A 22,624-nucleotide genomic window follows, 5' to 3' on the forward strand; every position below is an offset into this window, starting at 1 on the left:
GCCTGATTTCGGCGAGTGGGGCGGTCGTTCACGACCGCCCCACTCGTGTGTCCTTGGAAAGGATTGGGTGTGACCTCCGAGGGTGATGCGAGGGAAAACGAATCCGGCCGGTCCGGGTCGGAATTCGGTCCGCCGTTGGGGGAGTTCGGGCCGCCCGTTTCGGAGTTCGGGCCGCCCGTTTCGGAGTTCGGGCCGCCCGTTTCGGAGTTCGGGCCGCCCGTTTCGGAGTTCGGGCCGCCGAGCGCCGACGCTGGACCGCGCTGGGAGGTGCCGCAGCAGCCGACCGACCACCCCGAACTCAGCTGGCGTCCCGCGGGCGACCCGGAGGCGACGCTCGCACCGCCGCCGCAGTATCGCGCGCCGGATTCCACGGTTCACGCCGAACGGCTGCCCGCGCCTGCCGAGCCCGAGCAACCCGCCGCGGGGGCCGCGCGCCCGCAGCCCATAGACGGCGAGCAGGACTCATGGTGGAACCGGCCGACCGCCGAGGGCGGCGTACCGAAACCTCCTCTACCGTCCGAGTCGGGCCTGTCCTGGGCCGAGGACCCGATCGCCATGCGGCTGGCGCTGCGCGTGCCTGCAACGCCTCCGCCCGCGAGCCGGTCCGGTTCCTCGGCTCGGGGGCGCGTACTCGGCGCGCTCGCCGCGGTGGTCGTGCTGATCGCGCTGACGGTGACCATCATCGCAGTCTCACGCGACAACGGGGACACCAGCGCCGCTCCCGACGTCGGCGGCACCACGGCGGCGTTGAGCTGCCCGTCCAGCAAGGACGGCAAAGTGACCGTCGGCAACGGCCCCGGCGACACCGCCAGCGGGGCCGGGGCCATTCTCGGGTTCCAGAACGCGTTCTACGTTGCGCGCAATGGGGAACGGGCCAGGTCGTTCGTTGCGCCGGATGCGGATTTTTCGACCGCCACCATCCTCCAGGAGGCCATTGATGAGCAGATCCCGGTGGGCACCACGCATTGCGTGCGGATCACCCAGTTGGGCCAGGACACCTTCGACGTCGACCTGACCGAGCATCGCCCCAACGGCACGACGATCGTGTACCAGCAGAGTGTCACGACCGTCGACAGGGACGGCAGGAAACTGGTCTTCGTCATCCGGGAACGGTGACATCCTCTCATATACTGGGAATGGAATTTCATATTCTGGTAGCGGTGTGTGAGAGTGAGGTCTCACCATCGTGGCGCTCCTCGGAGGTTTCATGTCGCCGACCACTCCACCGCTGGCCCGGCACCTCGAAGGCCTGACGAGCTCGGCGATTCGCGACCTGTTGAAGCTGACCGCCCGCGACGACGTCATCAGCCTGGCCGGTGGGCTGCCCGACGAGCAGCTCATGCCGCGCGATCGGATCGCGCTGGCGGCCGAGTCGGCTCTCGCGGACCGTGCACGGCTGCAGTACACCGAATCGGCGGGCTGGGGACCGCTGCGCGAGGTGCTGGCGGCACGCGAGACGGCACGGCTCGGTCGGCCGGTGCCGCTCGAGGACGTGTTCGTCACGCACGGCTCGCAGCAGGCGTTGTCGCTGCTTGCCGAGGTGCTGCTGGATCCAGGCGCTCTCGTCGTGGTCGAGGATCCGGCGTATGTCGGCGCGCTCCAAGTGTTTCGGGCTGCGGCAGCGCGAATCGTGACGGTTCCGCTGGATGCCGAGGGCATGCGGATCGACGTGCTGGTCGAACTGCTCGGCCGTGGGGAGCGCCCCGCGCTGGTGCACACGGTGAGCAATTTCCACAATCCGCGTGGCGTCACCATGGGCCTGCCGCGTCGCCGCGAACTTGCCGAACTCGCCGAACGGTACGGATTCTGGGTGATCGAAGACGATCCGTACGGCGAGCTGTGGTTCGATCGGCCATCGCCGGAGCCGGTTGCGTGCTACTCGGCCAACGTGATCCGGCTGTCGAGTGTGTCGAAGACGCTGGCGCCGACACTTCGGGTGGGGTGGATGATCGCACCGAATAAGGTGTGCCGGGGCGTGGAGTTGCTGAAGCAGGGTGTGGACCTGTGCGGTTCGGCGCTGACTCAGCAGATCGCCGCCGACCTGCTCGACGACACCGATTGGCTGGAGGCGCATGTGGACAAGATCCGGCGCGTCTACGGTGAGCGGGCGCGTGTCTTGGTGGGGGGTCTGCGCGAGCGCTTCGGTGACCGAGTGGTGAGTGCCGAAGCCGCTGGCGGCATGTTCGTGTGGGTCGACTTCACCGATGGAACCGACACCGTGGACCTGCTACCGCGCGCGGTCGATCTCGGCGTAGCCTACGTTCCCGGCGAGGCTTTCTCGATGTCCGGCGCCCACCGCAATTCGATGCGCCTGTGCTTCACCACTTCCGAGGCGGATACGCTTCAGCAGGCGACCGTCCGCTTGGCCCGTGCAGTAGGTGAATAGCTGTGTTGTTCGGCCGCGGTGATTGAATTGGCATCGTATTCGTGGCTGCCTCGGGCCACTGTCGGCCGGTAATGACGGGGTGGCACACGGGCCAGCCGATGCCGGACGTGACGCTGCGAGCGAAATCCCACACCGTGCAATCGCTAATCTACCCAGCCGTAAGTGCGTTCGACGGCCTTGTCCCATGCTTCGAGGTGCTTGTCCCGGTCCGCGTCCGACATGGTCGGGTGCCACGTCTTGTCGGCGGCCCAGTTGGCGCGGATATCGTCGGTGCTCGGCCAGAAACCGACGGCCAGACCCGCCGCGTAGGCGGCGCCGAGCGCGGTGGTCTCGTTGACCACGGGGCGCACCACAGGCGCGTCGAGAATGTCGGACTGGAATTGCATGAGCAGATCGTTGCCGACCATGCCGCCGTCCACTTTCAGTGTGGTGAGCTCCAAGCCGAGGTGTTCGGACTCGGCGTCGGCGCGCATCGCATCGACGACTTCGCGGGTCTGGAAGGCGGTGGACTCCAGCACCGCCCGCGCGAGATGCGCTTTGGTGACGAACCTGGTGAGCCCGGCGATCACGCCCCGCGCGTCCGGTCGCCAGCGCGGCGCGAACAGCCCGGAGAAGGCGGGGACGATGTAGGCGCCGCCGTTGTCGGCGACGCTGCGGGCCAGCGGCTCGATCTCGTCGGCGGCGGAGATGATGCCGAGATTGTCGCGGAACCACTGCACCAGCGAGCCGGTAACCGCTATGGCGCCCTCCAGCGCGTACACGGCGTCCGCGTCGCCGAGGCGATAGCACACCGTGGTGAGGAGGCCGTGCCTGCTGAACACCGGCGTTGTGCCGGTGTTCAGCAGCATGAAATTGCCGGTGCCGTAGGTGTTCTTGGCCTCGCCGGGCGCCAGACACGCCTGGCCGAAGGTGGCGGCCTGCTGGTCGCCGAGAATGCCGGCCACAGGTACCCCGGCCAACGGCCCGGAATTGATCTCCGCGTACACCTCCGAGGAGCTACGGATTTGCGGCAACATCGCCTCCGGCACGCCGAATTCCGCGCAGATCCGCGAATCCCACTGTAGCGAACGAAGATCCATCAACATGGTGCGCGAGGCATTGGTCACGTCGGTGAGGTGCTCGCCGGTGAGGTTCCACAGCACCCAGCTGTCGACCGTGCCGAAACACAGCTCGCCCGCCTCGGCGCGGGCCCGCGCGCCCTCGATATTGTCGAGGATCCAGCGTAGCTTCGGCCCGGCGAAGTAGGTGGACAGCGGCAGGCCGGTGCGGTCCTGGTAGCGGGTCGCTCCCGCCTCGCCGCCCAGCTCGGTGCACAGCCGATCGGTGCGGGTGTCCTGCCAGACGATGGCGTTGTGCACCGGCTTGCCGGTCTTGCGATCCCACACCACCGTAGTCTCGCGCTGGTTGGTGACCCCGGCCGCGGCGATGTCGTCGCGGGTGAGCCCGTTGCGCTCCAGCACCTCGCCGAGCACGAGTTCGACATTCCGCCAAATGGTTTCGGGATCGTGCTCGACCCAGCCTGGTCGTGGGAAGATCTGTTCGTGTTCCCGCTGGGCGACACCGACGACGCGGCCCTGCCGGTCGAAGACGATGCACCGACTCGAGGTCGTGCCTTGGTCGATGGCGGCCACATAGCGACGCATGTGTTGTATTTTGCAGCGCTGTGTTTGTTTTTGCTGTGTCTTTGGCCGCGCGGGCGCGGCGGGTTCGCGGCCCCCTGGTGGCTCGCGTCCGAGCGTCCGCCGCTGGCGACTGCGTCGCGGACGCGGCGGCCGCTCGGACGCGAGCCGGGCCGCGAACGGGGAATGCTCGGTCTCGCTGCGCTCGGAACCTGGGAATGGGCCGATGGGCGTGCGGTAGGTTGCGCGCTCGATTTGACCGGGGTGCCCACGACGTAGCGAGCCTGACCCTCGGTTCACGCCTGCAATGAGGGGTCGGGCGGTGTGATTGCGAGGGCCGCGTGATGGCCGGCCGCTCGTTTAGGGTGGTCTTGTTACCGAAGAGTAGTGCATGACGACACGGACGTGTCCGGTCGAGCGACGGCGATTCGCCTAGCCTGGAGTCGAACGGCTCGATCGAATACATCCGCATCGGTTGGAGGAGTCGAGCATGACCAAGAAACCGGTTTCGCAGTTCCTCGGCCCGGAGCAGCGCAGAACGGCGTGGGAGCGCTTCGACAAGGATCATTTCGACGTGGTCGTGGTCGGCGGTGGCGTGGTCGGCGCTGGGATCGCCCTGGACGCGGCGACCCGGGGCCTGCAGGTCGCACTGGTCGAGGCGCGCGATCTCGCCTCGGGCACCTCCAGTCGCTCGTCGAAGATGTTCCACGGCGGACTGCGTTATCTGGAGCAGTTGGAGTTCGGACTGGTGCGCGAGGCGCTGCGGGAACGTGAACTCGCGCTGTCGACCCTGGCGCCACATCTGGTGAAGCCGCTGCGCTTCCTGTACCCGCTGACCCATCGAGCGTGGGAGCGTCCGTACGTCGCGGCCGGGCTGGTCCTCTACGACACCGTGGGTGGTGCCAAATCCGTTCCTGGACAACGACATCTCACCCGTGCCGGCGCGTTGCGGCTGGCGCCGGGGTTGCGGCGCGACGCACTGATCGGCGGCGTCAGCTACTACGACACGGTGGTCGACGACGCGCGCCACACCATGACCGTGGCCCGCACCGCCGCACACTACGGTGCGGTGATCCGTGCCTCCACCCAGGTGGTCGGTTTCCTGCGTGAGGCCGACCGGGTGGTGGGCGTGAAGGTGCGCGACACCGAGGACGGGCGCACCGGAGAGGTGCGTGGACACGTGGTGATCAACGCGACCGGCGTGTGGACCGACGAGGTCCAGGCTCTGTCCCAGCAGAGGGGCCGGTTCCACGTGCGCGCCTCCAAAGGGGTGCATATCGTGGTGCCGCGCGACCGGATCGTCAGCGACACCGCGATCATTCTGCGTACCGCGACCTCGGTGTTGTTCGTCATCCCGTGGGGTACGCACTGGATCATCGGTACGACCGACACCCACTGGAACCTCGACCTCGCGCATCCGGCGGCCACCAAGGCCGACGTCGACTACCTGCTCGACCGGGTGAACCAGGTGCTGGTCACCCCGCTCACCCCGGACGACATCGACGGTGTGTACGCGGGACTGCGGCCGCTGCTGGCGGGCGAGAGCGACGAGACCTCCAAGCTGTCGCGTGAGCACGCCGTCGCCCGGGTGGCACCCGGACTGGTCGGCATCGCGGGCGGCAAGTACACCACCTACCGCGTGATGGCCTATGACGCGGTAGACGAAGCGGCACAGGACATTCCGGCCCGGGTCTCGCCCTCGATCACCGAGAAGGTGCCGCTGCTCGGCGCGGACGGCTACTTCGCGCTGGTCAATCAGACGGTGCAGCTGGCCGAGGCATACGGTGTGCACCCGTATCGGATCAAGCACCTGCTCGACCGCTATGGCTCGCTGATCGACCAAGTGATGGCCTTCGCCGATGGCAAACCCGAACTATTGCAGCCGCTCACGGACGCTCCGTCGTATCTGCAGGTGGAGGCGGTATACGCGGCGGAAGCCGAAGGCGCGCTGCACCTGGACGACATTCTGGCCCGGCGGACCAGGATCTCGATCGAGTACCCGCACCGGGGCGCCAACTGTGCCGAACAGGTGGCCGGATTGGTCGCGCCGATCCTGGGCTGGGACGCCGACGAGATCGACCGGGAAGTCCAGACCTATCAGGCGCGCGTCGAGGCGGAGATCCGTTCGCAGACCCAGCCGGACGACGCCTCCGCCGACGCCCTCCGCGTCGCGGCGCCCGAACCCCGGCCGGAACTCCTGGAGCCCGTGCCATTGGAAGGCTGATCCAACCGTCTGCCCGAGCTTCGGGCTAGACCACCTGTGGCATCCTCATCCAGATAGGGTGGGTTGGTCGAGTGTCAAGGATGCGGCGACATCGTCGACACGGGCGCGCGCGGGGATTCCGGGGCGCGGGTCGACGAATTCGGGTGCAGCAGAAGGTAAGTGAACGCGACAGTGGCGAGGACCGCCATGGCGGCGACCAGAAGACGCATGGAGATCGCGAGGAGCAGCCGCGTGCTCGATTGCGATACCGTCGTCATGTGTCTGCTCCCGTGCTGGATCCGGACTGCCACATTGCATGTCGTGGCGCGGGCGTGGATCGTTAGCAATGGAGTGGCGAATTACATTCCAGTCGCGGCATCCCGCCGGATCCAGGTAGCCGGGAACGGCTGACAGCGCGGGCAGAAGTAGATACCGCGTTCTCGTTGGACGACACGGTCGGAGTCGGGAGCGGTGTCGCCGAGCAGGTCGGCGACCAGCGGTGTACCGCAGCGTTGGCACGGGCGGTGCGTGCGGCCAAAGGCCAGCGGACGGCGCGGGGGTTTGTCGGCGGCCTCGGTCAGCACCCGGTGCGCCTCGTTGGCCAGCGCGAACAGGTCAGGGACGTCGCCGACCCTGGTGGCCGGGTGGATTCGGCGTAGAAAGCACACTTCGCTGCGGAAGATATTGCCGATGCCGGCAAGATTGCGCTGGTCGAGCAGCGCTACGCCGATAGCTTGATTCGGATACCGCTCCAGCCGCCGGACGGCTTCGGCCGCATCCCAATTCGACCCGAGCAGGTCCGGCCCGAGGTGGTCGACGATCCGGCGTTCCTCGCTCACCCTCACCACCTCGACAGTGCCCAGCGAGAACCCGACGGCCTCCAGCTCGTCGGTGCCCAGCACGACCCGCGCGGCAACCCGGGGTCCGGTCCACCGCTGCCCGCAGTGGAAGACGCGCCAGCTGCCCTCCATCTTCAAGTGGCTATGGATGCTCGAGGTCGGCGTCCGGATGAACAGATGCTTCCCATAGCTGCCGACGCTCTCGACCACCTGTCCGCGCAGGTCGACCGTCGCGAACCGCGGCACGCGGAAATCGCTGCGCGTCAGTTCTTTGCCGGCCAGCGCGGCGCGGAGACGTCCGGCGGTTAGGTAGACCGTGTCGCCCTCAGGCATACGCCGGCTCCGGTTCCGCGGCTTCGGTTCCGCGGCTTGCCCGAGTGCGCGGGTTCACGGGCGGCTCCGTAGGCGCAGCCCGCGTGGGGTGGCGGAGAAGCCCGCCTCGGTGAGGAAACCGGCGAAGGTGTTGCCGTGCACGGTGTCGCCGTTGACGCGGTCGATCACCAGCGAGTCCACCCGGCGGTGGTGTACCAGGTCGGCCAGCGCCTGCGCGGCGCGGCGGCGAGCCTCCGGGGCCTCGGTGAAGGTCAGCAGGGTCTTGCCGCCCCGTTCCAGGTACAGGACCAGTTCACCGTCGACGAGCACGACGAGGGCCCCGGCTTTGCGTCCCGGCCGATGTCCGCCCTCGACGTCGCCCTTCGGCCAGGCCAGCGCGGCGCCGTACGGGTTCGCGGGATCCGACGCCGCCAGCGCCAGCGCCGTGCCGGTCGGCTGCCTGGACTCGGGACGAGTGCGTTCGGTGTCGAAGGAGCGCAGCCGGTCCACCACGTCGGTGGTGGAGAACTGGGCGCCGCCCAGCGAGTCGACGAAATAGCCTCGGCGGCAGCGCCCACGATCTTCGAACTCGGTGAGCACCCGATACATCAGCGCGAACCCGCCGGGCACACCCTCGTTCTGCACCGAGCCTCTGGTCAGCACCCCGTATCGCTCCAGAAGCAGGTCCGCGGTCGCGTGCGCGCGCACGGTGTTGTCCGATATCCGCTCCGGCAGCAGCGACCACCGCCCGGCGACCGCGGGCGGGCCGGATCGGGTCGGCATGCTCGGTCGGGGCAGGTAGGCCCGGCCGCGCGGCGCGCGGCGCGGTGTCCGGTGCGCGGTGGTGGTCCGAGTCGTGCCGGACAGCAGCGCACGCACAGGCGCAAACGTGTCGCCGGAAACTATGCCCGCCCAGACCAATTCCCATAGCGCGGCGGCTACCGTACTGTCGTCGAGCAGGCCGGTCGCATCCGAGAGCTGCCGGAAGAAGAACGCGCCGCCGGCCTGCGGTACCGGAACGAGTTGGGGGGCGCCGGAGGCGGAAGCGTCCGACCGCCCTGCCGCGGAGTGTTCGGAGGGTGATCGTCGTCCGGCGGCGCCCCGATTCGCGCTCGTGGAGCCGGGCCCGCTCCCGTCGGGTGCCTGCGCGTGGTTCGCCGAGTCACGAGCATTCTGCGGCGTTCGGCGCGCCGAGCGTTGGTCGGTCGAATCCGTGGGCATCCCGAAGTCTTCCCCGGCCTCGCCGCGCGAATGCGGTTCATCGAGCGACGCCGGTGCTCGGCCGAGCGGGTCCTCGGCGGAAGGAAGCGGAGTCCTCGGCACCAGGGACGCGCCGAGCGCGGTGAGCAGTCGCAGCTGAATCTCCGACAGGTCGATGTCGTCCGGTGGCGTCAAGGTGAACGGGGCTTGGTCGGCCAGGTGCAGGGCGATCCAGCCGTCCTTGGCGGTGATGGCGCCGTGGCCGGACCAGATCACCTCGCCGGTCGCCATGAGTTCGTCGAGCATGGCGGGGGAGTAGTCGCGCACCCGCGCGGGCAGGACGAGCGATTCCCAGGCCGACGCCGGAATCGGCACGCCCGCGAGCTGTTCCACGACGGTCGCCACGCCGTCGACGCCGCGCAGCTCGCCTGTGTCGATGTGCTGCCATGAGGCAAGGAAGCAGCCGAGCGCGGCGGTCGAGACCGGCTCGACATCGTGCCGTGCCGCGGCGAGTGACCGGCGGCGCAGACGGCGCAGCACCTGTGCGTCGCACCATTCCGAGCCTGTGGCGGCGGGCGTGAATTCGCCCTCCACCACCCTCTTTTCGGCGGCGAGCCGACGCAGCGCGGTGGCGGCGACGGCGGTTCCGAGACCGAACCGCGCCGCGACCGCTTCGACGCCGAACGGGCCGTGTGTGCGGGCGTAGCGGCCGACCAGATCACCGAGCGGGTCGGCCACCGGCTCGATGAAAGCCGACGGCGTGCCGATCGGCAACGGCACTCCCAGCGCGTCGCGCAGCCGCGCCGCATCCTCCACCGCCACCCACCAGCTCCGGCCCGCGAACGAAACCTCCAGTGCCCGACGCGAAGACGCGAGCCCGGCGAACCAGGGGGCAGGGTCCTCATCGCAGCGCTCGGCGGCCTCGGCGGTGGTGAGCGGACCGAGCAGCCGCAGCAGATCCGCCAAGCCCTCGGCGTCTCTGGCGCGGCGTTCCGGTGTCAGCCGCTGCAATTCCCGTTCGGTCTGCTCGATGACCGCGCCGTCCAGCAGCTCGCGCAGCTCGACCCGGCCGAGTAGTTCGGCGAGCAGCCCGGAGTCGAGTGAGAGGGCGGCGGCGCGGCGCTCGGCCAGCGGGCTGTCCCCGTCGTACATGAACTGCCCGATGTAGTCGAACAGTAGGGCGTTCGCGAACGGTGACGGTGTCGCTGTCGCCACCTCGACCAGCCGCAACTGGCGTCGCGCGACCCGTCCGAGCAGGTCGCGCAGCGACGGCAGGTCGTAGACGTCACGCAGGCATTCGCGCACCGTCTCCAGCAGGATCGGGAACTCGGGAAACTTGCGTGCCACGTCGAGCAGTTGGGCCGAGCGCTGACGCTGCTGCCACAGTGGTGCGCGCTTGCCCGGGTCGCGGCGGGGCAGCAGCAGTGCGCGCGCCGCGCACTCGCGGAATCGGGAGGCGAACAATGCCGAGCCGCCGACCTGCTCGGTGACGATGTCATCGATCTCGTCGGGCTCGAAGACGAACAGCTCGGCGCCGGGCGGATCGTCCGTGGTGTCGGGCAGCCGCAGGACAATGCCGTCATCGGAGGCGTTCGGCGTGGCGTCCACGCCGAACCGCTCGCGCAGCCGCGCCCCGATGGCCAGCGCCCACGGCGCGTGCACCGGCAGGCCGTACGGCGAATGCAGGACCAGTCGCCAGTCGCCGAGCTCGTCGCGGAACCGCTCCACCACCAGGGTGCGATCGGTGGGCAGCTGTCCGGTCGCGGTGCGCTGTTCGTCCAGCAACGTGATCAGGTTCGCCGTCGCGTTGTCGTCGAGTCCTGCCGAGCCCATGAGTTGTGTGATGCCGTCGTGCGCCCGTCCCGCGACGGGATCGGCGGACTTTCGCCGCGATGGCCGCTGAGCGGACGTGTCGGCCGGGCGGCCGGGTTCTGCGTGCTCAGCTTGCGCGCGAGAAGAAGTCACCGAACCGACGGCTACCGAGCCCGGCGCGACCGAACCAGGTGCCGGCACATCCGACGCCGCCGCGTCAGTGGACATCGACTCCCATGACGCGGAAATACCCTTGCGTCGCATCGGTTTTCGCGTTTCTACCACGGGGATCGACTCGGCGGCGCGCTGCGGTCCGACCATGCGTACGAACTCGCCGAGCGCCGCACCGAGTTCCGCGGGCCGCCCGAGCCCGTCGCCGTGCCAGAACGGCAACCGGCCCGGCTGTCCGAACGCGGGTGTCACAAGCACCCGGTCGAATGTGATCTCTTCGATCCGCCAACTTGTCGCGCCGAGCGCGAACACGTCGCCGACCCGCGACTCGTAGACCATCTCCTCGTCGAGTTCGCCAACCCGTGACGCCTTCTCACCGACCATGTACACCGCGAACATGCCGCGGTCCGGAATCGCTCCTCCCGAGGTCACCGCCAGGCGTTGCGCGCTGGGCCGCCCCGTGAGCGTTCCCGCGTCGCGGTCCCAGACCAGCCGGGGCCGCAGCTCGGCGAACTCGTCCGAGGGATACCGGCCGGACAGCAGATCCAGCACCGACTCGTAGGCCGAACGCGGCAGTGACGCATAACTTCCCGTGCCGCGAACGACCTCGAACCACGCGTCGACGTCGATCGGGTCGAGAGCGCACGCGGCGACCGTCTGCTGGGCGAGGATGTCCAGCGGGTGCGCGGGAATCTGGATCGCCTCGATCCGCCCCGCGGCCATCCGCTGGGCGGCCACCGCGCAATGGATGACGTCGGTGCGATGCTTCGGGAAGATCACCCCTCGCGAGATTTCGCCGACCTGGTGTCCGGCCCGTCCGATCCGCTGCAACCCACTCGCCACCGAAGGCGGCGCCTCCACCTGCACCACCAGATCGACCGCGCCCATGTCGATGCCGAGCTCCAGGCTGCTGGTCGCGACGACGCAGCGCAGCCGTCCGCTCTTCAAATCGTCTTCGATCAGCGCGCGCTGCTCCTTGCTCACCGAACCGTGGTGGGCCCGCGCCAGCAGTGCTCCAGCGCCGTGGATCACCTCGGTGGACGGCCCGAGCTGCGCGGGCGGCTTGTGACCGGCGCGCGCGTCGGGCCCGTAGGCGGCAGCTCGCGTAACCACGGAGGGCCCCGCGCGCGCCGTATCGGGCACTGCGCGCGCGTCGGGCCCGTAGGCGGCAGCTCGCGTAACCACGGAGGGCCCCGCGCGCGCCGTATCGGGCGTGGTCTCCACCGGCTCGTCGAGCCGCGCCGCATAGGCCTCGTTCAGCCTGGCCGTGAGACGCTCGGCCAGCCTGCGGGAGTTCGCGAACACGATCGAGGACCGATGTTCCAGAACGAGGTCCACGATCGCTTCGTCCACATGCGGCCAGATCGATCCCGGCTGGTCGGAGTCGCCCGGCTCGGTCATGTCCGGCACCGGCACGCGCACCGACAGGTCGAACGTCTTCGGTGCGGGCGGCGCGACCAGCGTGATCGGCGCGTTGCCGACCAGGAACCGACCGACCTCCTCCGGGGGGCGAACGGTGGCGGACAGGCCGATCCGCTGCGCGGGCCGCTCGGTCAGCAAGTCGAGCCGGGCCAGCGACAACGCCAGATGCGAGCCGCGCTTGGAACCGGCGATCGCGTGCACCTCGTCCACGATCACCGTGCTCACATCCCGCAGCGTCTCTCGTGCCGCCGAGGTGAGCATCAGGAACAGCGATTCCGGCGTGGTGATCAGGATATCCGGCGGGGTGCGCTGCAGGGACCGGCGTTCCGCGGCGCTGGTGTCGCCCGAGCGGACTCCGACGGTGATCCGCGGTGAATCGAGTCCGAGCCGCATGGCGGTCTGCGTGACGCCGACCAGCGGCGCCCGCAGATTGCGCTCCACGTCCACCGCGAGCGCCTTCAAGGGGGAGACGTAGAGCACCGAGGTCCCGGTCTTCTCGGCGGGCCGTTCCCGCGTCGCCAGCCGATCGATCGCCCAAAGGAACGCCGAGAGCGTCTTCCCTGACCCCGTCGGCGCGATGACCAGCGTGTGGTCGCCCGCCGCGATGGCATCCCACGCCCCGAGCTGAGCGGACGTCGGCCCAGGGAACGCGCCGTCGAACCACTCCTTGGTCGCACGGGAGAACTGGGCCATGGCATCAGTGTGCACCCAGGCACCGACAAGCACGTCCGCACCGTTCCACGAGCGAAGCGGGAGCAATCGAGGTACGGCCGTCGGCGTCGCGCCGTACGCTTCGATCCGTGCAAAAGGTGCTCAGAGTCGACCTGGTCAGCCATGGTATGACCGAGGCGATGCGAAAGGCACGTTTTCCGGTCGACGAGTCGCTGACCGAGGCAGGCCGCCGGGCTATCACCGAGTGTGGACCGCTCGCGGCCGCGCGGGTGCTCACGGGACCCGAGCGCAGGACCGTGGAAACCGCTGCCCTGCTGGGATTGCCCGGCGACGAGGACACCCGGCTGCGCGATCTGGACGCGGGCGCGTGGCGCGGCGGGGAACTGATGTCGGTGCCACAGGACGAGCTGTACGCCTGGCTCACCGACCCCGCGTTCCGCGGGCACGGTGGCGAGTCCGTGGTGGAGGTGATCGAGCGAACCAGGAACTGGATGGCGGAGGTCGCCGCGGCGGGGAAGTCCACCATCGCGGTCACCCATCCGGCCGTCATTCGGGCGGCGCTGTTGGTGACCCTGGACGCCCCGCCGAAATCGTTCTGGCGAATCGACATCCCGCCGGGCAGCGTCACCCGTCTGCACTATCGCGGCGAATGGACGCTGCACTTCACGGCCTGACGCGCTGGTTCCCGCCGGTCACGATTGCCGGTCGTCGGTTCGTCGACGGCGTCGCGGGCTCGACCGCCTCGGGCAGACGTCGGCAAGCGCACCGCCGCGTCCGCCTGCGAACCCCAAGCGGCCTCGGAGTATGTCTCCGGGGCCGCTTGGTCCGGTGTGGCTAGCAGCTGACCGGTGCGGGTTCGCCGCGGAACCTGGCGTCCATGTAATTCCATGCCTCGGCGAATCCGGCGACGGCCGTGGTCATGTGCTCGGCGATCTCGTAGGGGCGGAACTGCACCCGGGCCCCTGCCCTGCAATACCGGTTGGCGACCTCGGCGACGGGGCCGAAGGCGGTGAGCGTGTCGAAGCGGCCCTGCCAGATGAAAGTCGGAACGGTCGGCACGCCTTCGAAGTAGCGCAGGCTGTTCTCCCGCAGCACGGCGAGCGCTTCCGGGACGTCCATCAGATTCTTGGACGCCGCCATCTGTTCCGCGCTGTGGAAGGCGCCCTCGTGGAGCAGGAACCGCCGGCAGGCATCGTGCGTGAGATCCCGGAACCACAGCCCGGTTTCGTTGAGCTGATCGGAGATCGGCAACCGGTCCGGGTATTCGCGTTCCAGCCCCATGGCCGCGGCGAAGGCCAGGCCGAATCCGGGGTGTGGGTTGAAGCCGAGCGCGTGTGCCATCTCCCCGAGGTCGGCGGGGATGCCACCCGCGACGGCAGCGGTGAGGTGCAGGTCCGGCGCGTAGGTGGGTTGCATCGCGGCCGCCCAGGCGGTGGCCAAACCGCCGCCAGAGTAGCCGGCGAGGGCGACCGGCGAGTCGGCCAAGCCGAGTTCGGCGACCTTGCGCACGGCCCTGACGCTGTCGAGGGTCATCATTCCGCCCAGCCGCGCCGCGCCGTAGGCGGAGGTGGGGCCGAAATAGTCCGGGACCGAGACCGCCCAGCCGCGTCTGATGGGCAGCATCATGCCGGCCGCGTCGTCCAATTCGCCGTTGAACAGCGAGCGCGACGGGCTGCACCGGGTGCCGAGGGAATTGATCAACGCCTGGTAGGAAACCAGCGGCGGGTTCTGCACCCCGGGGGGTAGCAGGACGGTTGTGACTCCCATGACGGGATTGCCCTGCGAGTTGGTGGAGCGGAACGCCACCTGCCAGCTGTCGGTCCCCGCGTAAGGACCGCTGTCGATCCTGCGGGCGCGCACCACGTCACCTGGCTGAAGTGCGCCAAGGTTCGGCGGCGCGGCGTAGAAGGGATCGGGATCCGGGGTGGGATACAGTGGCTGTGCTGTCGCGGGTGGGCCGAGCAGGCCGACCGAGAAGATGCTCAACAGTAGGATCGCGATCCGGAACACGACTCTGGTCACGGTTTTTCCTTCGAAGGTCAGCCGCCACCGATACACCGACCGACGGGGCTCATTCCCTAGGTCGGCATCTCGGATGGATCGGCACGGCATGGGAAGTCGCAGCGAACCACCTTGTTCACTGCGTGGATCGAAAGAAGGCAACGGCAGCCGGAGCGAACGCAAAATGTTTGCTGAAGATTAGCACGCCCTTCGGCTTTGGGGTAGGCGATAGCCGAAGAGGGGACCCTGTCCGTTGCGATAGGTACCGCAGAACTGAATACTGGCTGTTCAGGCGAGGCTCAACACCGTCCGGTTGCCCAGTGGGTGTCGCAGGCCGACCACAACCACGCCGTACTCACGCTTTTGCTCCGAATTAGCGCCCTGGCACGGCGGCATGCCACGGTGCAGGCCACGGATGAGCTTCACGCTCACCAGCACGGCCGATTCCTCGACCTGCGCCGTGAAGCCGATGCTCGGGCAGCCGACCGGTCCCGGGATATGGATCGCGAGCCTGTCCGTGCCGTCCTCGATGTCATACGCCGAGAAGGCCATCACCGAACTGGTCTCGAGATCCGCCGAATGCGGGACGACGACCATCGCGCCGCCCGCGTAGTGCCGGGGGCCGAGGTCGGCCGGCATCCCCGTCGGCGCACCCGCTGTTGCGTCTGCCGAGGGCGTGACGCCCGAGTCTGCCGGAGAGGCCTGCTGCCCACCACACGCGGTCAACCCCGCGACCGCGGTCATCGCGACGATTCCGGACGCGACCCTCCTCCGCATACCCATTACTCCACCTTCACACAGCTCCCCCTCGACATTGCGGAGGCAGTGTTGTTCGGCCGCGGCGAACAGGGAATGGGTCGATATCGCTGCGCTCGGAAGCGGGAGTAGAGCCTGTGTGGTCGCGTTCGCGTGCGGGTATCGCGGCGGGATCGGTCGTGGCTCGCCTGCTTGCCCGGGCGACATCCCCGCCGCCGCGATAGCGTCCGTGTACGCCGGTACATCGACCTCACACCCTGCATAGGTGATGCTCAACTTGATCTCTATGAATTGGGCAGAATGCTTAATTTTCGGACAGACTATTGTGCGTTCAGTTCTTTCGGGGCCAGGATAGCGGCAACAAGTGCTCAATGGTGCGAGGTGCCCGATCGGTGCCGAGCGGACGGGTGGATCTGTATGACCGAGCTCGCTGACCGCGATCTGATCGCAGCTCCCTATGACCTTGACGACCGTTACCGCGTCGGCGCGGGGACCGTTGTCCTCACCGGCGTTCAGGCGATCGCCCGGCAGTTGGTCGAGCAGCATGTGCGTGACCTGCGTGCCGGGCGCCGGGTAGGCACGTTCGTGTCGGGGTATCAGGGCAGTCCGCTCGGCGGCGTCGACAAGATGCTGGCCGGGATGCCCGATGTCCTGGCCGAGCACGACATCTCTTTCGTCCCAGGGTTGAACGAGGAGCTGGCCGCCACCTCGGTGTGGGGCAGTCAGGCGGACCTTCCCGCCGGCGGCGCCACCCACGACGGCGTCGTCGGGGTCTGGTACGGCAAGGGTCCCGGGCTCGACCGTGCGACCGACGCCCTGCGGCATGCCAATATGTACGGCGCGAACGCCCGTGGCGGCGTGCTGCTTCTGGTGGGTGACGATCCGGCGTCGAAATCCTCCACCGTGCCGGCGGCGAGCGAGCGTTCGCTGGCGGCCATGAACATCCCGGTGCTGTTCCCGCGCAACGCCCGCGAGATCATCACCATGGGCCTGCACGGTGTCGCGCTGTCGCGCGCGTCGGGATGCCTCGTGGCGCTGAAAATCGTCGCCGACGTCGCGGACGGCGCGTGGACCGTCGAGGGTTCGGTCGGCGACATCGACATCGTCATGCCCGAGCTCGACTGGGACGGTAACCCATTCACCTATCGCCAGCGTCCGATGGCCGCGCCGACCGACAGTGTGCTCGCCGAAGCCGACCTCTACGGTCCGCGTTGGGAGCTGGTGCAGGCCTACAGCACGCGCAACGGCCTGGACGTGATCGAGGTGAACCCGGTCCGCGCCACGGTCGGGATCGCCGCGACCGGAACGACCTTCGATGCCGTCCGCCAGGCGCTGATCGACCTGGGCGTGGACGATGACGCGCTGCACCGCGCAGGAGTGCGGCTACTGCGCATCGGCATGCCGTACCCCATCGCACCCGAGCGGGTCCGGGAGTTCGCCGACGGGCTCGCGCGACTGATCGTCGTCGAGGACAAGACCGCTTTCGTCGAAACTCAGATCCGGGACATCCTGTACGGCACTCCTGGCGCGCCCGAGATCATCGGCAAACGCGACGCCGAGCGTCGTCCGCTGTTCGCGACCGACGGCGAACTCACCACCGGACGCATCACTCCGCCGCTTCGCCGCGCACTCGACGGCTATATCGACATGAAACGAACTCTGCCACAACCGCTTTCGTTGTCTGCCCTGCCTGCCAAGCGCGCTGCCTACTTCTGCAGCGGTTGCCCGCACAACCGCTCCACCGCGGTGCCGGACGGCTCGTTGGCAGGCGGCGGGATCGGCTGTCACACCATGGTGACCATGTCGGGCCGCGCCGACAGCAAGGTCACCGGGTTGACTCAGATGGGTGGCGAGGGCGCGCAGTGGATCGGTCAGGCCCCGTTCACCGACGTGCCGCACCTGTTCCAGAACATCGGCGACGGAACGTATTTCCACTCCGGCCAGCTCGCAGTGCAGGCGTGCGTCGCCGCCGGCGTGAACATCACCTTCAAGCTTCTGCACAACGACGTCGTCGCGATGACCGGTGCGCAGCACGCCGAAGGCGCGCTCACGGTGCCGATGCTCACGCACAAGCTCTCTACCGAGGGTGTCCGGCAGGTCATCATCTGCGCCGACGAACCCAAGCGTTACCGGAAGCGCGATCTCGCGGCCGGAACCTTACTGTGGCACCGGGATCGTCTCGACGAGGCCCAGCGCACCCTTCGTGAAATCCCCGGTGTCACGGTGCTCATCTACGACCAGCACTGCGCCGCCGACGCGCGGCGGCAGCGCAAGCGTGGTGCACTCCCGGTGCGCCGCACCCGGGTGATCATCAATGAGGCGGTGTGTGAGGGCTGCGGCGACTGCGGAGTCAAGAGCAACTGCCTCTCGGTCCAGCCGGTGGACACCGAATTCGGCAGGAAGACCAGGATCGACCAGACCTCCTGTAACACCGACTACAGCTGCCTGGACGGCGACTGCCCATCGTTCGTCACGGTCGAGCTGCCGGATCCGGCGAAGGCGAAGCGGCGCATCAGGATTCGCCACGCCGAGCCGCCGCGACTGCCCGAACTCCCCTTCGCCACGCCGACGTCGACGTCGAACGTTCTTCTCGCGGGGATCGGCGGCACCGGCATCGTCACCGTGAACCAGGTGCTGGCAACCGCGGCGGTGCGTGCCGGTTACGAGGTGGCGAGCCTGGACCAGATCGGAATGAGCCAGAAAGCCGGCCCGGTCGTCTCGCACCTGCGGTTCGCGCTCGGCGAACTGGAACCGGCCAACCGGCTGACGCCCGCCTCGGCAGACTGCATCGTGGCCTTCGACCTGCTCGCCGCCACCGACAACAAGAATCTCGCCTACGGCTCGAAGGCGGTCACCAGCTCCGTCGCGTCGACCAGCAAGACGCCGACCGGCGACATGGTCTATGACAAGTCGGTCGCCTACCCGGACGAGAGTCTGCTGCTGTCCCGGCTGGAACAGGTGTCGCGCTCGGTGTGGTCGTTCGACGCGCTGGCCGCGGCCGACGTGCTGTTCGGCAACACCGCCGCTGCCAACTTCCTCCTGGTGGGCGCCGCCTACCAGATCGGCGGCCTGCGGCTGCCCGCCCCGGCGATCGAGGAGGCCATCGCGATCAACGGTGTCGCGGTCGAGGCGAATATCGCTGCCTTCCGTTGGGGACGGGTGGCGGTGGCCCGGCCCGACGAGTTCGCCGCGGCCACCAGCCGGCACCGGCGGTCGAAGTCCGAGATCGCCATTCCGGCGGACCTTTTCGAGGGGCTCACCGCGGCGGGGGAGACTCGGCGGCTGGTCGAGTCGCGGGCCGCCGAGCTGATCGGATTCCACAGCGCGAAGGTTGCTTGCGAGTATGTGCGAACGGTGCAACGGATCTGGGAGGCACAGACCCAGCTGGGTGACCGCACCGAGTTCAGCGAGCAGGTGGCGCGCGGCCTGTACAAGTTCACCGCCTACAAGGACGAGTACGAGGTGGCGCGGCGGCTCACCGATCCGGACTTCTTGGACGACGTGGCCGCGCAGCTGCCCGACGGTGCGAACTTGACCTACCGGCTGCACCCGCCGATCCTGCGCGCGATGGGGCGCGAGAAGAAGATCGGCATCGGGCCCAGGAGCCACTTCGCACTGCGTCTACTGGCCAAGGGAAAGCGGTTGCGCGGCAGCAAGCTCGACCCGTTCGGCTACGCGCATGTGCGCAGGGTCGAGCGCGCCCTGCTCGAGCACTACACCGAGATGGTGACCACCCTGGCCGACACCCTGGACGCCTCGAACTATGACCGTGCCGTCGAGGCAGCGAGCCTGCCCGACCTGGTACGTGGCTACGAGGACATCAAGCTAGCCAACGTCGAGCGTTACTGCGACCGCCTGTCCGAACTCGGCATCGAGCCGCCGCGCGTCTGAGGGCGTCGATGCGCTCCTCAGGCGTTCCGGTCGACCATCGGTAGGAGCCCCGTGAAAGCACCACAACGTCGACGAGATACCCGATTACTCGCGGTATGCCTGTTCGCGCGCGAACTCAGCGATCGTGTGCGCGTCAGCGGCTTCATCGAAGTTGCCCCTTCGACCGCGCTCGAATAACCTCTGCGCCGCTTCGACGCGCTTGATCGGCCTGGGACTCCCGAAGCTGACCCCCGGGGCAAAGTAACGTGCGGGTAGGTGTTTTCGGCTCTACGGTTGCCGATCGTGCGTCAAGAGTGGTCGCCCGAGGATCTGATCGGGGCGTGGACGCTGGTCGAGAAGGACTGGCGGTTGGTGGGCAACAAGACGGGTGCGACCCGGCTGGGTTTCAGCCTGTTGCTGAAGTTCTTCGAGCTGGAGGGCCGGTTCCCACGCGGCCTGGAGGATCTTCCAGAAGTCGCGGTGGATTATGTCGCCGGGCAGGTGAAGGTCGATGCGACAGAGTTCGCGAAGTATCCCTGGCATGGGCGTTCGGCGAAGTATCACCGTGCGCAGGTCCGCGAGGAGTTCGGGTTCCGCGAGTTCACCCGCGCCGACGAGAGCGGCTGACCGAGTGGCTTGCGGCTGAGATGTGCCCGGTGGACTTCCGTGAGGAGAAGCTGCACGAGGCACTACTGGTGCGGTGCCGTGCTGAGCGTATCGAGCCGCCTGGGCGTGGTGAGCGGATGGTCGGGTCGGCGCGATCAACGTTCGAGCAGCGGTTCTGCGAGCGAACGGTGGCCGGCTATCAGCTGGTTCGGTGGCTGCGCTCGGTGAGCTGGTCGACCCCGGTCCGGTGACCGATGGCGGGAATTTGTTCTCAGAGTTGAAGTCCGATCCCGGCAAGGTCAGTTTGGAGACGCTGCTGCGGGAGATCGACAAGCTGGCGGCGGTGCGGACGGTGAAGCTGCCGGCGGATCTGTTCTCCGACGCCAGCGAGAATCTGGTCGATGCCTGGCGGGCGCGGGCGGCCCGGTCGTTCCCGTCCGATCTGCGCGCTGCCGACACGTCGGTGCGGTTGACGTTGCTGGCGGCGTTGTGCTGGAAGCGGTCCTCGGAGATCACCGACGCCCTGGTGGATCTGTTGATCGAACTGGCCCACAAGATAAATACCCGCGCTGACCGCCGGGTAGAGAAGGAGATGATCGAGGACTTGCGGCGGGTGCGCGGCAAGGAGGGCATCCTGTTCAAGCTCGCCGAGGCCGCCGTCGATCACCCCGACGACATCGTTCGCAAGGCGCTGTTCCCGGTGGGCGGGGAGAAGACGCTGCGGGATCTGGTGAAGGAAGCCAAGGCCAATCAGCAAGTCTTCCAGGCTCGGGTCCGCACGGTGCTGCGCAGCTCCTACTCCAACCACTATCGGCGGATGCTGCCGCCGCTGCTGGCGGCGCTGGACTTTCGGTGCAACAACACCGCCTATCGGCCGGTGATGCAGGCTCTGGAACTGCTGCAACGCTACGCCAAGGTCGACGGCAAGGTCCGCTTCTACGCCGAAACGGACACGGTGCCGCTGGACAACGTGGTACACAAGGCGTGGCGGGAGGCCGTGGTCGACGAACGCGGCCGCGTCGAACGCATCCCGTACGAGCTGTGCGTGCTGGTGGCATTGCGGGATGCCCTGCGGCGCAGGGAGAGCTACGTCGACGGTGGGCAGCGGTGGCGCAACCCGGAGGACGATCTGCCCGGCGACTTCGACGCCACCCGCGAGGTCCACTACGCGGAGATCCGCAAGCCGCTGGACCCGACGGAATTCATCGCCGGTCTCGAGCAGCGTATGAACGACGCGCTGACGCGCCTGGACACCGCGCTGGTCGAGGGGACGACGGGCGGGGTGAAGATCACCCGCCGGCGCGGCGAGCCATGGATCGGGGTACCGAAGCTGGACAAGTTGCCGGAGCCGGAGAACCTGTCCGCGATCAAGGACGAAGTGACCCGCCGCTGGGGCACTCTGGACCTGCTCGACGTGCTCAAGGACGCGGACTTCCTGACCGACTTCACCGGCGAATGCGCGTCGGTGGCCTCCCGAGAGGTGATCGACCACGACACCCTTCGTCGTCGCCTGCTGCTGGTGCTGTTCGCCCTCGGCACGAACATGGGCATCAAGGCGATCGTGCAGACCGGCGAGCACGGCGAGACCGAAGCCGCTCTGCGGCACGTTCGGCGGCATTTCGTCACCCGCGACAACCTGCGCCGCGCCATCGCCAAGCTGGTCAACGCGACCTTCGCCGCGCGTGACCCGAACTGGTGGGGCACCGGCACCGCCTGCGCGTCGGACTCGAAGAAGTTCGGCTCGTGGGAGTCGAACCTGATGACCCAGTACCACCAGCGCTACGGCGGGCATGGGGTGATGATTTACTGGCACGTCGAAAGCCGCAGCGTCTGCATCTACTCCCAGCTCAAGTCGTGTTCGTCATCGGAGGTGGCGGCGATGATCGAGGGCCTGCTGCGGCACTGCACCGACACCGAGATCGAGGCCAACTACGCCGACACCCACGGCGCGAGCGTCGTCGGGTTCGCCTTCACCGAACTACTGGGATGCCGGCTGCTGCCCAGGTTGAAGAACATCGGCTCGATCCGGCTGTACCGGCCCGACGACGCCAGCGTCTACGGCGAACTCGGCCCGGTGCTGACCAGGCCGATCCGCTGGGATCTGATAGCCCAGCAGTACGACCAGATGGTCAAGTACGCGACCGCACTGCGGCTGGGCACCGCCGAGTCGGAGTCGATCCTGCGGCGATTCACGCGCGGCGGCCCGAAGCACCCGACGTACGCGGCGCTGGAGGAGTTGGGCCGCGCGGCGCGCACGATCTTCGCCTGCGACTACCTCGCCTCCGAAGACCTGCGCCGGGAGATCCACGGCGGGTTGCAGGTGGTGGAGAATTGGAACTCCGGCAACACGGTCATCTACTACGGCAAGGACGGACAGCTCACCGGTCCTGACCGCGAGCACGCCGAGGTGTCGATGCTCGCCCTGCACCTGCTCCAGTCCGCGTTGGTGCACGTCAACACGCTTCTTCTGCAAGCTGTGCTGGAGGTGCCGCGCTTCCACGACCTGGTAGGCGAGAACGAGCGGCGCGCCCTGTCTCCGCTGTTCTGGACCCATATCAACCCCTACGGGCGGTTCCACCTGGATATGAACACCCGCCTCGATCTGGCCGGACCGGCGGCCTCCTGATTCCGGCCAGACTCCGGCCGAGCAGCAGGTCGGCGGCCATGGCCGCGCCGATCCACACCAGCAGGAACAGGTCCAAGGTGGGGCCTACGATCGTCGTGTGGAGTTCATGGCAGGCCCTCCGAGCCGGTG

At 68.2% G+C, this 22,624-nt stretch carries 13 protein-coding genes and 2 pseudogenes; 8 read left to right on the plus strand and 7 right to left on the minus strand.

From position 1 onward, the window contains the following. The first annotated feature begins 69 nt into the window (after positions 1-69). Both OH799_RS29610 and OH799_RS29615 read left to right on the plus strand, forming a co-directional pair. The gene (locus OH799_RS29610; RefSeq protein WP_406270796.1) at positions 70-1,116 is read left to right on the plus strand and encodes a hypothetical protein; all 1,047 of its coding nucleotides are present in this window, start codon (positions 70-72) and stop codon (positions 1,114-1,116) included. Positions 1,117-1,207: 91 nt separating this feature from the next. Then, positions 1,208-2,386, plus strand: a complete 1,179-nt coding sequence (locus OH799_RS29615) for a PLP-dependent aminotransferase family protein (protein WP_406270799.1) — start codon at positions 1,208-1,210, stop codon at positions 2,384-2,386. A gap of 143 nt (positions 2,387-2,529) precedes the next feature. Here the strand turns inward: OH799_RS29615 and glpK are convergent, their stop codons facing one another. Beyond that, the gene (gene glpK, locus OH799_RS29620) at positions 2,530-4,029 is read right to left on the minus strand and encodes a glycerol kinase GlpK (RefSeq protein ID WP_406270802.1); all 1,500 of its coding nucleotides are present in this window, start codon (positions 4,027-4,029) and stop codon (positions 2,530-2,532) included. A 466-nt stretch (positions 4,030-4,495) separates the two neighbouring features. Here glpK and OH799_RS29625 point away from each other — a divergent pair, with 466 nt between their 5' ends. Next, a complete protein-coding gene (locus OH799_RS29625; protein ID WP_406270804.1) occupies positions 4,496-6,229 on the plus strand; it encodes a glycerol-3-phosphate dehydrogenase/oxidase in 1,734 nt (577 codons plus the stop codon). A 74-nt stretch (positions 6,230-6,303) separates the two neighbouring features. Here OH799_RS29625 and OH799_RS29630 read toward each other — a convergent pair whose 3' ends face one another. The 4 genes and pseudogenes from OH799_RS29630 to OH799_RS29645 form a co-directional block, all read right to left on the minus strand. Then, the gene (locus OH799_RS29630) at positions 6,304-6,486 is read right to left on the minus strand and encodes a hypothetical protein (protein ID WP_406270807.1); all 183 of its coding nucleotides are present in this window, start codon (positions 6,484-6,486) and stop codon (positions 6,304-6,306) included. An 81-nt stretch (positions 6,487-6,567) separates the two neighbouring features. Beyond that, complete coding sequence (locus OH799_RS29635) at positions 6,568-7,380, minus strand: DNA-formamidopyrimidine glycosylase family protein (RefSeq protein ID WP_406270810.1); 813 nt, start codon at positions 7,378-7,380, stop codon at positions 6,568-6,570. 54 nt (positions 7,381-7,434) lie between these two features. Continuing rightward, positions 7,435-10,524, minus strand: a pseudogene (locus OH799_RS29640) (ATP-dependent helicase); the annotation flags it as partial. 177 nt (positions 10,525-10,701) lie between these two features. Next, positions 10,702-12,657: pseudogene (locus OH799_RS29645) on the minus strand (DEAD/DEAH box helicase); the annotation flags it as partial. Positions 12,658-12,764: 107 nt separating this feature from the next. On the opposite strand from OH799_RS29645, the gene OH799_RS29650 reads away from it, so the two are divergent. Next, positions 12,765-13,310, plus strand: coding sequence for a histidine phosphatase family protein (locus OH799_RS29650; protein WP_406270812.1), 546 nt, complete (start codon positions 12,765-12,767; stop codon positions 13,308-13,310). Between the two features lie 160 nt (positions 13,311-13,470). On the opposite strand, the gene OH799_RS29655 is transcribed toward OH799_RS29650, so the two are convergent. Both OH799_RS29655 and OH799_RS29660 read right to left on the minus strand, forming a co-directional pair. After that, entirely contained in the window at positions 13,471-14,625 is a 1,155-nt protein-coding gene (locus OH799_RS29655) for a lipase family protein (protein WP_406282716.1), read from the minus strand. 300 nt (positions 14,626-14,925) lie between these two features. Then, positions 14,926-15,420, minus strand: a complete 495-nt coding sequence (locus OH799_RS29660; protein ID WP_406270815.1) for a hypothetical protein — start codon at positions 15,418-15,420, stop codon at positions 14,926-14,928. A gap of 390 nt (positions 15,421-15,810) precedes the next feature. Between OH799_RS29660 and OH799_RS29665 the strand changes: the two genes are divergently transcribed. The 4 genes from OH799_RS29665 (at position 15,811) to OH799_RS29680 (ending at position 22,495) form a co-directional block, all read left to right on the plus strand. Beyond that, positions 15,811-19,284, plus strand: a complete 3,474-nt coding sequence (locus OH799_RS29665) for an indolepyruvate ferredoxin oxidoreductase family protein (protein ID WP_406270818.1) — start codon at positions 15,811-15,813, stop codon at positions 19,282-19,284. A 255-nt stretch (positions 19,285-19,539) separates the two neighbouring features. Further along, positions 19,540-19,890, plus strand: a complete 351-nt coding sequence (locus OH799_RS29670; RefSeq protein ID WP_406270821.1) for a DUF4158 domain-containing protein — start codon at positions 19,540-19,542, stop codon at positions 19,888-19,890. A 29-nt stretch (positions 19,891-19,919) separates the two neighbouring features. Then, positions 19,920-20,120, plus strand: coding sequence for a hypothetical protein (locus OH799_RS29675; RefSeq protein ID WP_406270824.1), 201 nt, complete (start codon positions 19,920-19,922; stop codon positions 20,118-20,120). Beyond that, on the plus strand, positions 20,081-22,495 hold the full coding sequence (locus OH799_RS29680) for a Tn3 family transposase (RefSeq protein WP_406270827.1): 2,415 nt from the start codon (positions 20,081-20,083) through the stop codon (positions 22,493-22,495). Before OH799_RS29675 ends, OH799_RS29680 begins: the two co-directional genes overlap by 40 nt. The last annotated feature ends 129 nt before the right edge of the window (positions 22,496-22,624 follow it).

The sequence above is a fragment of the Nocardia sp. NBC_00881 genome (assembly GCF_045207455.1).
Classification (GTDB): domain Bacteria; phylum Actinomycetota; class Actinomycetes; order Mycobacteriales; family Mycobacteriaceae; genus Nocardia.